This is a genomic window from Pseudomonas sp. ITEM 17296 (genome assembly GCF_028895205.1).
GTDB lineage: Bacteria > Pseudomonadota > Gammaproteobacteria > Pseudomonadales > Pseudomonadaceae > Aquipseudomonas > Aquipseudomonas kermanshahensis.
This window is the reverse complement of record NZ_WJRS01000004.1, coordinates 37,321-49,443: the sequence shown is the minus strand read 5'-3', so window position 1 is coordinate 49,443 and position 12,123 is coordinate 37,321. Positions and strand designations below refer to the sequence as shown.

The 12,123-nt window shown below is 63.0% G+C and carries 13 protein-coding genes; 6 read left to right on the top strand and 7 right to left on the bottom strand.

The window, feature by feature from the left end; genetic code table 11:
* Positions 1–43: 43 nt before the first annotated feature.
* The 4 genes from GIB19_RS06190 to zur form a co-directional block, all read right to left on the bottom strand.
* Positions 44–751, bottom strand: coding sequence for a PA5502 family lipoprotein (locus tag GIB19_RS06190; RefSeq protein ID WP_085272111.1), 708 nt, complete (start codon positions 749–751; stop codon positions 44–46).
* Positions 752–878: 127 nt separating this feature from the next.
* The gene (gene znuB / locus GIB19_RS06185) at positions 879–1,661 is read right to left on the bottom strand and encodes a zinc ABC transporter permease subunit ZnuB (RefSeq protein WP_085272110.1); all 783 of its coding nucleotides are present in this window, start codon (positions 1,659–1,661) and stop codon (positions 879–881) included.
* Positions 1,654–2,427 (bottom strand): zinc ABC transporter ATP-binding protein ZnuC, encoded by a 774-nt coding sequence (gene znuC, locus GIB19_RS06180; RefSeq protein ID WP_027591980.1) that lies wholly within the window; start codon positions 2,425–2,427, stop codon positions 1,654–1,656. Before znuC ends, znuB begins: the two co-directional genes overlap by 8 nt.
* Positions 2,424–2,909 carry a zinc uptake transcriptional repressor Zur gene (gene zur / locus GIB19_RS06175; RefSeq protein WP_274884342.1) on the bottom strand — a complete coding sequence of 162 codons (486 nt, stop codon included), beginning with the start codon at positions 2,907–2,909 and terminating at the stop codon, positions 2,424–2,426. Before zur ends, znuC begins: the two co-directional genes overlap by 4 nt.
* A gap of 18 nt (positions 2,910–2,927) precedes the next feature.
* Between zur and GIB19_RS06170 the strand changes: the two genes are divergently transcribed.
* Positions 2,928–3,884: a zinc ABC transporter substrate-binding protein gene (locus tag GIB19_RS06170; RefSeq protein WP_274884339.1), complete on the top strand. Its 957-nt coding sequence runs from the start codon at positions 2,928–2,930 to the stop codon at positions 3,882–3,884.
* 173 nt (positions 3,885–4,057) lie between these two features.
* Here the strand turns inward: GIB19_RS06170 and GIB19_RS06165 are convergent, their stop codons facing one another.
* Together GIB19_RS06165 and GIB19_RS06160 are read right to left on the bottom strand one after the other, a co-directional pair.
* Complete coding sequence (locus GIB19_RS06165) at positions 4,058–5,008, bottom strand: homoserine kinase (RefSeq protein WP_099452553.1); 951 nt, start codon at positions 5,006–5,008, stop codon at positions 4,058–4,060.
* 68 nt (positions 5,009–5,076) lie between these two features.
* Positions 5,077–5,364, bottom strand: a complete 288-nt coding sequence (locus tag GIB19_RS06160) for a DUF2782 domain-containing protein (protein WP_010951520.1) — start codon at positions 5,362–5,364, stop codon at positions 5,077–5,079.
* A gap of 74 nt (positions 5,365–5,438) precedes the next feature.
* Between GIB19_RS06160 and polA the strand changes: the two genes are divergently transcribed.
* A complete protein-coding gene (polA, locus tag GIB19_RS06155) occupies positions 5,439–8,192 on the top strand; it encodes a DNA polymerase I (protein ID WP_099428012.1) in 2,754 nt (917 codons plus the stop codon).
* Between the two features lie 438 nt (positions 8,193–8,630).
* Here the strand turns inward: polA and yihA are convergent, their stop codons facing one another.
* Positions 8,631–9,263: a ribosome biogenesis GTP-binding protein YihA/YsxC gene (gene yihA / locus GIB19_RS06150; RefSeq protein WP_099428013.1), complete on the bottom strand. Its 633-nt coding sequence runs from the start codon at positions 9,261–9,263 to the stop codon at positions 8,631–8,633.
* A 201-nt stretch (positions 9,264–9,464) separates the two neighbouring features.
* Between yihA and GIB19_RS06145 the strand changes: the two genes are divergently transcribed.
* From GIB19_RS06145 to GIB19_RS06130, 4 genes are all read left to right on the top strand, one after another.
* Positions 9,465–9,767, top strand: a complete 303-nt coding sequence (locus GIB19_RS06145; RefSeq protein ID WP_274884336.1) for a c-type cytochrome — start codon at positions 9,465–9,467, stop codon at positions 9,765–9,767.
* A gap of 31 nt (positions 9,768–9,798) precedes the next feature.
* On the top strand, positions 9,799–10,416 hold the full coding sequence (locus GIB19_RS06140) for a c-type cytochrome (protein ID WP_085272106.1): 618 nt from the start codon (positions 9,799–9,801) through the stop codon (positions 10,414–10,416).
* A gap of 203 nt (positions 10,417–10,619) precedes the next feature.
* Positions 10,620–11,252 carry a thiol:disulfide interchange protein DsbA gene (dsbA, locus tag GIB19_RS06135; protein ID WP_274884335.1) on the top strand — a complete coding sequence of 211 codons (633 nt, stop codon included), beginning with the start codon at positions 10,620–10,622 and terminating at the stop codon, positions 11,250–11,252.
* Positions 11,253–11,263: 11 nt separating this feature from the next.
* Complete coding sequence (locus tag GIB19_RS06130; RefSeq protein WP_027591971.1) at positions 11,264–12,118, top strand: endonuclease/exonuclease/phosphatase family protein; 855 nt, start codon at positions 11,264–11,266, stop codon at positions 12,116–12,118.
* Positions 12,119–12,123 lie beyond the last annotated feature (5 nt).

Genomic DNA, 12,123 nt, shown 5'->3' with positions numbered 1-12,123 from the left:
GCAGTGGTGGCCTTGTGGGAGCGGGCTTGCCCCGCGAAGCTGTTCAGCGCTGATGCGGGACCAGTACCACCTGGGCGGGCAGCTTGCGCTGAATTTCGTGCTTCTGGTTTAGCTTGAACCCGCTGTCAATCTTGTGCACCCGCTTTTCCAGCAGTGTCTTCAACCAAGGCGCATCCTCGGTGCGCGGCACTTGGAACACCACGTCGCACTGGTAACTCACCACATCGGCAGCAATCTCATCGAGCTGGCGGCGCATGGCGGCAATGTCCGTGGTCTTCAGCGCAATCACGGTGCTCGGTGCCGTTGGGTCGATCACGCGCGCCTGGGGCTTGGCCTCGGCCGCCTTCAGCGCAGCCTCGGCCTTTTCCAGCTCGGCCTTGCGGGCCTGGCTGACGGCATCGCCGCCGGTGACCGCCGGGGCCTGGGGCATCAGCGCGCGGGCACGTGCCAAGGCGGTGGCTGCAGCGTTGACGTCGCCCTTCTGCAGGACGATCTGGCTACGCTGCAAGTACGCTTCGGCCAGCTGCCGCTGGTACTGCTCCAGGCGCGGGTCAACGGGTGACTGGGCCTGCAAGGCAGCCAACTGGTCTTCGGCGGTAGCCAGCTCATTGCTGGCGATGTTCTGTTGCAACTGCTGCCAGGCATCGGCTTGGGCAGGTGCATCGGCCTGTTCGACCGGGGCACTGGAACAGGCAGCCAGGAACAGGGAAAACGCGGCAACAAGCAGATAACGGGAGGCGAACGGCTTCATTCCTGCGACTCTCTATTTGCGCAAAAAGCGAGCAAGTCTACACCCAGGTGCGCACGCTCGAAAACAAGTCTTACAGACCTTTTACCCGCGAAAAGGTTGCAGGGTGCGCTGTTGCGCACCCCGGTTTTCAGCGTTTTGGCAGGGCCAGGCTCAGCAAGAATAGCACTGCCGCGCAGACCACGATGGAGGGCCCGGCCGGGGTGTCCTTGAACCAGGACATGGCCAAGCCGCCACACACCGCCGTCACCCCCAGCAGGCTGGCGCCCAAGGCCATCTGCTCGGGCGAGCGGGCGTGGCGTTGCGCGGCGGCGGCGGGGATGATCAGCAGCGAGGTAATCAACAGCACACCGACGATCTTCATCGCCACGGCGATCACCACGGCAATCAACAGCATCAAGGCCAGGCGCAGGCCCGCCACTGGCAGGCCCTCGACCATGGCCAATTCTTCATGCACGGTCACGGCCAGCAACGGCCGCCACAGCGCGGCGAGCAGCAGCAATACCAACACGCTGCCGCCGAGGATCCAGGCAAGGTCAGTGGTGCTGATGGCCAGCAGGTCGCCGAACAGGTAGGCCATCAGGTCGATGCGTACATCGTGCATGAAGCTCAGGACCACCAGGCCCAGGGACAGCGTGCTGGGGGCGAGGATGCCAAGCAGGGTGTCGGAGGCCAGCGGTTGGCGTTGCTGCAAGGTCACCAGCAAGATCGCCAGGAGCAGGCAGCCCACGGTTACTGCCAGTGCTGGGCTGACGTCCAGGGCAAAACCCAGGGCTACCCCGAGCAGCGCGGCGTGGGACAGGGTATCGCCGAAATAGGCCATGCGCCGCCACACCACGAACGACCCCAGAGGGCCGGCCACCAACGCCAGGGACAGACCGGCAAGCAGGGCATAAAGAAGAAAATCAGCCATGCTTGCAGTGCTCTCCGTGAACATGGGTGCCAGGGGCGACCACCGAGCCGTGCAGGTCGTGGCTGTGGTCGTGATGGTGGTGATAGATCGCCAGGCTTGGCGCGTTCTGGCCGAACAGCTCGACGAAGGCCGGGTCGTTGCTGACCTGCTCGGGGTGGCCGGAGCAGCACACATGCCGGTTGAGGCAGACCACCTGGTCGGTGGCGCTCATCACCAGGTGCAGGTCGTGTGAAACCATCAGCACGCCGCAACCGTGGCGGTCGCGCAGGCGGGTGATGAGGTTGTACAGCTCGGTCTGGCCGACCACGTCGACCCCTTGCACCGGCTCATCGAGCACCAGCAGTTGCGGCTCGCGCAGCAGCGCCCGGGCGAGCAGCACGCGCTGCATCTCGCCGCCTGAAATGGTCTGGATCGGGTTGTCGATGACCTGCTCGGCCCCCACTTCCTGCAGCGCCGACAAGGCAGCTGCGCGGTCTACGCCGGGTACCAGGCGCAAAAAGCGCAGCACCGACAGCGGGAGCGTGGCATCCACCTGAATTTTTTGCGGCATGTAGCCAATGCGCAGCTTCGGCTTGCGCCAGACTTTGCCCCGGTGCGGCTTGAGCAGCCCCAGCACGGCGCGTACCAAGGTGGTCTTGCCTGCCCCGTTGGGGCCGATCAGGGTCACGATCTGGCCCGGTGCCACTGACAGGTCGATGCTGTCGAGCACCGCCTCGCCGGCGAAGGTGACACCGACCTGCTCCAGGCGGATCAGTGCGTCGCTCATGCCGCGCTCCGGCAGTTGCTGCACAGGCCGACCACTTCCACGGTCTGGGTTTCGACGCTGAAGCCGACGCCCTTGGCGCTGCTGATGATGGCGTCGCTGATGCTCTCCTGCTCCAGCTCGATGGCCACATGGCAGGCGCGGCAGATCAGGAACTGGCCCTGGTGCACATGCTCTGGGTGGCTGCAGCCGATGAACGCGTTGAGCGAGGCGATGCGGTGCACCAGGCCGTTGTCGAGGAGAAAATCCAGGGCGCGGTACACGGTCGGCGGTGCGGCGCGGCGGCCGTCCTGCTCGCTGAGCACGGCGAGGATGTCGTAGGCCCCCAGCGGCTTGTGGCTTTGCCAGACCAGCTCCAGCACACGGCGGCGCAGTGCGGTCAGGCGCAACCCCTGGCGGGTGCACAAGGCATCGGCTTCGGCCAGTGCGCTGTGTACGCAATGGGAGTGATCGTGGGGGCGGTTGGCCAGCGGCGTGATGGACATGGGCAGCGACGGTTCTGGATGGAGACGTTATTATGTTACCTGTTTCTGTCGAGCCGAGTATTCACCGTGTCCCGATTCCTAGCCCTTTTTGTCGCTTTCATCGCATTTTCAGCCCAGGCCGACGTGCGTGTGCTGACCAGTATCAAACCGCTGCAGCAGATTGCCGCCGCCGTTCAGGACGGGGTTGGCAGCCCGGATGTGCTGTTGCCGCCTGGCGCTTCACCGCACCATTACGCCCTGCGCCCCTCCGACGTACGGCGCGTCGCGGATGCCGACCTGCTGTACTGGATCGGGCCGGACATGGAGAACTTTCTGCCGCGCGTGCTGAAAGGGCGGGACAAGGCCACCGTTGCGGTCCAGTCGCTGACGGGCATGCAGTTGCGCCATTTTGGCGAAGACAGCCACTCGCATGATGAAGACGACCACGACGACCATGACCACGATCACCGCCCAGGCAGCCTCGACGCGCACCTGTGGCTGTCGTCGGTCAATGCCCGGGTGATCGCAGCGAAGATGGCGGCGGACCTGGCCGAGGTCGACCCGTCCAATGCACCGCGTTACCAGGCCAACCTGAAGGCCTTCGTCGAGCGTCTTGATGCCCTGGATGGGCGTATCAAGGCGCGGGTGGCGGGTATCGCCGACAAGCCGTACTTCGTGTTTCACGAGGCGTTCGATTACTTCGAGGCCAATTATGGTCTGAAGCACACCGGGGTATTCAGTGTGGCTTCCGAGGTGCAGCCGGGCGCGCAGCATGTGGCCGCCATGCGCAAGCGCCTGCAGGAAGTGGGCAAGACCTGCGTGTTCAGCGAGCCGCCGCTGCGGCCGCGCCTGGCGGAGACGCTGACGGCGGGGTTGCCGGTGCGGTTGGCCGAACTGGATGCCTTGGGTGGCACGGACCCGGTAGATGCCAAGGGCTATGAGCGCCTGCTGGAGAAGCTGGGTAGCGACCTGGCGGGGTGCCTGGAACAGCTCTAAGGCGCGCGGCCTTTTGGCAGGGTTGCGCCCGGCCTGCGGCCATGCGCGACCCTGGTAGGAGCAGCCTTGTGCTGCGAAGAGGCCGGTAAAAACACAGAGGATCTTTGCTGTTATTACCGGCCTCTTCGCAGCGCAAGGCTGCTCCTACAGGTTCATCATCGCCCTTGGTGGGTTCAGAGGGCGAACGGCAGGTGTAATGCCACCTGCTGGCGCTGCGCCAGGCGCACCTCGAACTCGCTCGGGTCGTGGATCATCACGTCCATCCCGGCAAACGATTCCGCCGCAATCAGGCGCGACAGCCAGAAACGCACACACCCGACCCGCAACATCTCGGGCCACAGTTCGGCCTCGGCGGCGGTGAACGGGCGCAGCGCCGCGTAGGCCGCCAGCAGCGCCTGGGCGCGTGGCACATCGAGGGCCCCGTGCTCATCGATACACCAGTCGTTCACGGTGATGGCGATGTCATACAGCATCGGCCCCGAGCAGGCGTTGTAGAAGTCGATCACACCGGTCAGGTGGGTGCCTTCGAACATCACGTTGTCGCGGAACAGGTCGGCGTGCAGGTTGGCCCGTGGCAAGGCCAGGATCTGCGCCTTGTGTGCATTGATTTCGTCCAGCGCTGGCTGCAGCAGCGCAACCTGTTCGGCACTCAGGCGCGGCATCAGCTCGGCGCCAGACGCCAGCATCCAGTCCAGGCCGCGGTCGGTCTTGCGCTCGATGACGTGGTTGCGGGTGGCCAGGTGGATGTGCGCGAGCAACTCGCCAACCTGGGCGCAGTGCTGGTTGTTGGGTACCTTGATGTGCTTGCCCGACAGCCGCGGCTGCAGCAACGCAGGCTTGCCACACAGTTCGCGCAGGCCATTGCCATCACGGTCACGCAGGGCGTACGGCACGGGCATGTCGGCGTCATGCAGCACGTCGAGCAGCTCGATGAAGAACGGCATGTCTTCGCTCGGGCCGCGCTCGATCAGCGTCAGGACGAACTCACCCTGTTCCAGGCTGACGAAGAAGTTGCTGTTTTCGGTACCGGCGGCGATGCCCTGGAAGTCGAGCAGACGGCCCAGCTGGTACGGCGCCAGAAAGGTTTCCAGCTCAGGCCGGGTCACGGGGGTGAAAACTGACATGATGAAAAATGCCCATACGGGCACTTCCGCCGGGAAGTGCCAGGTTAATGTGAACGATACGCGTCAGCTTACCACTCGAAGATCTTCCAGGACGGAATCAGCATGTCCGGCTGGTCGGAACGAATGAAATTGGCATCAGTGCCGTCGGCGCGTACCAGGAAATAAGGCTTGCCGTTTTTTGGCGTGATCTTGATCGCATACAGGAAGCCGTTCTGACGGTATTCCTGGATGGTTTTATCGCCTTCCGTGCGAATGGTCACCTCGGGATCGGCCGAGGGGGCGTCGTCCGCCGCCAGGGTGACGACTGGCATGGTTGCCAACAGACCGAGCAGTAACAGGCGATTGAGTGTACGCATGATAACCTTGTCCCTTTGTCGTCATTGATCCGGCTATTCTAGCTCCGGACCCGCCGAAAAGGTTGATTCTGCTCATGAGCCAAGCGCCCCTCGTCCTGGTGGACGGTTCCTCCTACCTCTACCGCGCTTTCCACGCATTGCCGCCGCTGACCACCTCCAAAGGCATGCCTACCGGCGCGGTCAAGGGTGTGCTGAACATGCTCAAGAGCCTGCGCAAGCAATACCCTGACAGCCTGTTCGCAGTGGTGTTCGACGCCAAGGGCGGTACCTTCCGCGATGCGATGTTCGCCGAGTACAAGGCCAACCGCCCGAGCATGCCCGATGACCTGCGGGTGCAGATCGAACCCCTGCATGCCAGCGTCAAGGCCTTGGGCTACCCCTTGCTATGCGTCGAAGGCGTGGAGGCCGACGATGTGATCGGAACCCTGGCGCGCAGCAGCGCGGCGCAAGGCCGGCCGGTGATCATTTCGACTGGTGACAAGGACATGGCGCAGTTGGTGGACGGCCACGTCACCTTGGTCAACACCATGACCGGTAGCGTGATGGATGTTGCCGGCGTGCACGAAAAGTTCGGCGTCGGCCCCGAGCACATCATCGATTTCCTGGCCCTGATGGGCGACAAGGTCGACAACATTCCGGGCGTGCCGGGTGTGGGCGAGAAGACCGCTGCCGGCCTGCTGACCGGTATCGGTGGCGGCCTGCGTGATGTCTACGACAACCTCGACAAGGTCCCGAGCCTGAGCATCCGTGGCGCCAAGACCTTGCCGGCCAAGCTTGAGGAACACCGTGAGGCGGCGTTCCTGTCCTATGAGCTGGCCACCATCAAGATCGATGTGCCGCTGGATATCGAAGTCGAGGCGCTGGTCTGCGGCGAGCCAGACCGCGATGCGCTGCTGGCGTTGTACACCGAGATGGAGTTCAAGAGCTGGGTCGCCGACGTTCAGCGTGAAGCTGCCAGGGCCGGGGCAACCGTGGCCGTGCCTGAAGAAGCGGCACCGGCGGCCAAGGTCGAACCGAAGTACGAGACGGTCCTCGACCAGGCCCGTTTCGACGCCTGGCTGGACAAACTGCGCCAGGCCCCGCTGTTTGCGTTCGACACCGAAACCACCGGCCTGGACGCGCAGCAGGCGCAACTGGTCGGCCTGTCGTTCGCGGTCGAGCCGTTCGAAGCCGCCTATGTGCCGCTGACCCATGACTACGAAGGCGCGCCGGTTCAGCTGGACCGCGAGGCTGTGCTGCTGGCGCTCAAACCCCTGCTCGAAGACGCAGCCAAAGCCAAGGTCGGGCAAAACGCCAAGTACGATATCAACATCCTGGCCAATGGCGCCCCGGCTATCCACATGCGCGGCGTGGCCTACGACACCATGCTCGAGTCCTATGTGCTGGACTCCACGGCCACCCGCCACGACATGGACAGCCTGGCGCAGAAGTACCTCGACCACACCACCATCACCTTCGAGCAGATTGCCGGCAAGGGCGCGAAACAGCTGACCTTCAACCAGATCCCGTTGGACAAGGCCGGCCCGTACGCCGCCGAGGACGCCGACATCACCCTGCGCCTGCACCAGGCGCTGCAGGCGCGCCTGGCCAAAACCCCAAGCGTGCAGCCGGTGTTGATGGACATCGAGATGCCGCTGGTGCCGGTGCTGGCCAAGATCGAGCGCCAGGGTGCGCTGGTGGATGCCGAGCTGCTGCACGTGCAGAGCGGCGAACTGGGCGTGAAGATGGCCGAACTGGAGCGCCGCGCCTACGAACTGGCTGGCGAGACATTCAACCTGGGCTCGCCCAAGCAGTTGGGTGCGATCCTCTATGACAAACTGGGCATGCCGGTGCTGAGCAAGACCGCCAAGGGCCAGCCGTCTACCGCCGAGGCGGTACTCGACGAACTGGCCGAGCAAGGCTACCCGCTGCCTGAGGTACTGATGCAGTACCGCAGCCTGAGCAAGCTCAAGAGCACCTACACCGACAAACTGCCAGGGCAGATCAACCCACGCACCGGGCGCATTCACACCTCTTACCAACAGGCGGTGGCGGCCACCGGGCGCCTGTCATCGAGCGACCCGAACCTGCAGAACATCCCGATTCGCACCGCCGAAGGGCGGCGTATCCGCCAGGCCTTCGTGGCCAGCCCTGGCTACAAGCTGCTGGCGGCGGACTATTCGCAGATCGAGCTGCGCATCATGGCTCACCTGGCCAAGGACGAAGGTTTGCTGCACGCCTTCCGCAACAACCTCGACGTGCACCGCGCCACTGCAGCTGAAGTGTTCGGCGTGCCGCTTGAGGCGGTAACCACCGACCAGCGCCGCAGCGCCAAGGCCATCAACTTCGGCCTGATCTACGGCATGAGCGCCTTTGGCCTGGCCAAGCAGATCGGCGTCGACCGCAAGCAGTCCCAGGACTACATCGACCGCTACTTCGCCCGCTACCCGGGCGTACTGGCCTACATGGAGCGCACCCGCGCCCAGGCCGCCGAGCAAGGCTTTGTCGAAACGCTCTTCGGCCGTCGCCTGTACCTGCCAGACATCAACGCCAAGAACCCGGCCCTGCGCAAAGGCGCTGAGCGGACGGCGATCAACGCACCGATGCAGGGTACGGCTGCCGATATCATCAAGCGGGCGATGGTCAATGTGGACAACTGGCTGACCGAGAGCGGCCTGGATGCCCGCGTGATCCTGCAGGTGCACGACGAATTGGTGCTGGAGGTGCGTGAGGAGCTGGTCGAGCAGGTAAAAGATGAAATTCGTCTGCACATGAGCCGTGCCGCGCAACTGGATGTACCGTTGCTGGTGGAGGCAGGCATTGGCGCGAATTGGGACGAAGCTCACTGATTGAGCCGACAAAGCTGTGTAGGATCTGCGACGTGGTGACGCGGATCCTGGCATGGCTAGATGCCATTAGTGCTGGAGTTTCATGAAACTATCGCAAATAGTTTTCAGGGCTTCGGAACTAAACCGGTGAAGCGGAACTCAGAGTAACTGAATGGCTGGTGAAGCCCTTCGATGCTCCTATGTTGTGTTAAGTGTTGGCAGATATCTGGACCCCGCCCTAGCGGTCCGGACTTGGACCCCGAACTTCCCCCTCCCCATACGAAGTCCGGGGTTTTTTTTGCCCGGAATTTGACCTCAAGCACTGCCCACCCCCTGTAGGAGCGGCCTTGTGTCGCGATAGGGCCGCGCAGCGGCCCCAGGATTCCAGCTTCTTAGCAAATATTGCCGGGGCTGCTGCGCACCCCATCGCGACACAAGGCCGCTCCTACAAGCGCTTCTTCAGGCGACGGGCTTGTCTTCCAGCTCCATCCAGTCCGCTAGCACGCGGTAGGCTTCGTCCAGCCCCAGGCGCTTCGGTGCCGAGAACAGCTGGATGGTCACTGCGTCGCCCCAGCCCTTGCGGATCTCCGACTGCACCTTGAGCAAGGTGTTCTTACCGGCGCCGTGGGTGAGTTTGTCGGCCTTGGTCAGCAGGATGTGCATCGGCATGCCGCTGGCCTTGGCCCAGTCGAGCATCATCTTGTCGAAGTCGGTCATCGGATGGCGCACGTCCATCATCAGAATTACACCGCGCAGGCACTCACGGCTGCCCAGGTAGGCTTCCAGGTGGCGCTGCCAGTGCTGCTTGAGTGGAATCGGTACTTTTGCATAACCGTAGCCCGGCAGGTCGACCAAACGCCGTTCATCGTCCAGACTGAAGAAATTCAACAGCTGGGTGCGCCCCGGGGTTTTCGAGGTACGCGCCAGGCTGGCATGAGTCAGGGTATTGAGGGCGCTGGATTTGCCGGCGTTGGAACGGCCGGCGAAAGCCACCTCGTAACCCTGGTCGTCCGGGCATTGTTCGACCTTGGCTGCGCTGAGGGCGAATGTGGCTTTCTGGCAGAGGCCGAGGATGGGGTTCTTGACTTGCATGGGATATCCGATGTGGGTGTTGCCTGACTCTGAAGGCTCGAGCCTGGCAAGCGGTGTCGTTTCCGTTTGGATGGCGGAAGTATATAATGCCCCAGTTTTTGTGTGCTCATTCTCCCAGCGAAGGAGAGCGAGCATGGGGTGTCGAACAATAGCTCGCGCATCAGAACGCAGCGCGGCCCCCAACCCTGAAGGTCGTTCCGCATGGCGAAATGGCTGCTTGCTGTCGGTATGTTCCTGCCGTTTTTCAGCGCACAGGCTACACAGGATCCCGAGGTGTTGTACAACCGCACGTGTGCGGCCTGTCACGCCGGTCAGTTGCCACAGGCCCCCCAGCGGGGTGAACGGGCAGCTTGGGAGCCAAGGCTGGCGCAAGGTGTGGATGTACTCGTGAGGCATGTGACCCAGGGTTTCAAGGCTATGCCGCCGCGTGGATTGTGCATGGACTGCAGTGCCGAGGACTACCGTTTGGTCATCCTTTGGATGAGCGGCAGTCCCGATACATAACATTTCACCCTTAGCCGTGTTGGATTAGCTGATGAACAAACTAGTCGTGAGTCTGCTGTTGACCATGGGTGTCGCAGGTGCGGCCATTGCTGCGGAACCTATCAAAGGCGATGCCGCCGCCGGCCAGGCCAAGACGGCCGTCTGTGGTGCCTGCCACAACCCCGACGGCAATAGCCTGGCACCGAACTTCCCGAAACTGGCAGGCCAGGGCCAGCGTTACCTCGAAAAACAACTGCACGATATCAAGTCCGGCAAGCGCACCGTGCTGGAGATGACCGGCATGCTGGCGGCCTTCAGTGACCAGGACCTGGCCGATATCGCGGCGTACTTCGCCAGCCAAAAAGGTAGCGTCGGGGCGGCCGACCCCAAGCTCGTCGAACGCGGCCGCGCCTTGTTCAATGGCGGCGACCTGGAAAAAGGCATGCCAGCCTGTACCGGCTGCCACTCACCGAACGGCGCAGGTATCGCCCTGGCCGGCTTCCCGCACCTGAGCGGGCAGCACTCGCAATACGTGACCAAGCAACTGACCGAGTTCCGTGAAGGCGTGCGTACCAACGATGGCGATGCCATGACCATGCGTACCATCGCGGGCAAGCTGAGCAACCACGATATCGAAGCGTTGGCCAGCTACATCCAGGGCCTGCACTGAGGTAAATGGCGAGTTCTTCGCGGGCAAACCCGCGAAGAAGCTGGCGTATTAACATTCGGTTAATGTTGTAAGCCAAAGATGAAAGGGCGGCCGGACCGCCCTTTTTTACGTCCGCAGCCGTTACACTACAGAACTCGGGCCTGGCCCGGCCTGTCTCAACACAGGTCGCGTCGAGGCGACCCATGAATGCTCAGGAGTAAAGCATGCGTAAACTGATTCTCAGCGCTGCGCTGGTCGCCGCCAGCGTATTCGGTATGACCGCCGTACAGGCCGCCGAGCCTCTTGCCGGCAAGGAATATCTCGAGCTGAGCAACCCTGTTCCGGTTTCCGTGCCTGGCAAGATCGAAGTGGTCGAGCTGTTCTGGTACGGCTGCCCTCACTGCTACCACTTCGAGCCGGTAATCAACCCGTGGGCTGAAAAACTGCCGAAAGACGTCAACTTCAAGCGCGTACCGGCCATGTTCGGTGGCCCGTGGGACGCTCACGGCCAGATGTTCCTGACCCTCGAAGCCATGGGCGTCGAGCACAAGGTGCATGCCGCTGTCTTCGACGCCATCCAGAACCAGAAAAAGCGCCTGACCGACCCTCAGGACATGGCCGACTTCCTCGCCACCCAAGGCGTGGACAAGGACAAATTCCTCGCCACCTTCAACTCCTTCGCCATCAAAGGCCAGGTCAACCAGGCCAAGGAACTGGCGAAGAAGTACGAAATCACCGGCGTACCGAGCATGGTCGTCAACGGCAAGTACCGCTTCGACCTGGGCACCGCAGGCGGGCCAGAGGGCGTGCTGAATGTTGCCGACCAGCTGATCGCCAAGGAGCGCGCCGCTAAGTAAGCGGCGTACCCATGCCCCGCTTCCGAAGCACGCGTGGCATTGGCCTGCACCAGCCGCAGGTCAACGAACATCACCTGCAGGCGCCCGGCCTGCCAGAGGATGGGCGCCTGCGGCTGCTCAGTTTCAATATTCAGGTCGGCATCAGCACTGAGCGCTACCGGCATTACCTGACCCGCAGCTGGCAGCACCTGCTGCCGCACACCGGGCGTGCCAGCAACCTGCAAAAAATCGGCAAGCTGCTCAGTGACTTCGACCTGGTGGCCTTGCAGGAAGCCGATGGCGGCAGCCTGCGTTCGGGCTACATCAACCAGGTCGAACACCTGGCCCAACTGGGTGCCTTCCCTTACTGGTACCAGCAGCTCAACCGTAACCTCGGGCGCTTCGCCCAGCACAGCAACGGCGTGCTCAGCCGCCTCAAGCCGCAACACCTTGAAGACCACCCCCTGCCCGGCCCGGCCGGCCGCGGTGCCATTCTGGTGCGCTTCGGCGAGGGTGAAGATGCGCTGATCGTGGTGATGATGCACCTGGCGCTCGGCGCCAAAACCCGCGCCCTGCAGCTTGGCTACATTCGCGAGCTGATTGGCGGCTACCGCCATCAGGTGTTGATGGGTGACATGAACACCCATGCCACCGACCTGCTGGAGCATTCCCCCCTGCGCGACCTGGGCCTGGTCGCCCCGCAAGTCGAGGCCACCTTCCCCAGTTGGCGACCGCAGCGTTGCCTGGACCATATCCTGCTCAGCCCAAGCCTCACCCTTGAGCGCGTCGAGGTGTTGGCGCAGCCAATTTCCGATCACCTTCCCGTTGCCGTCGAGATTCGATTGCCTGATGCATTGACTGTGGATACGCTGCCGGTTTTGAGCTAATTGCC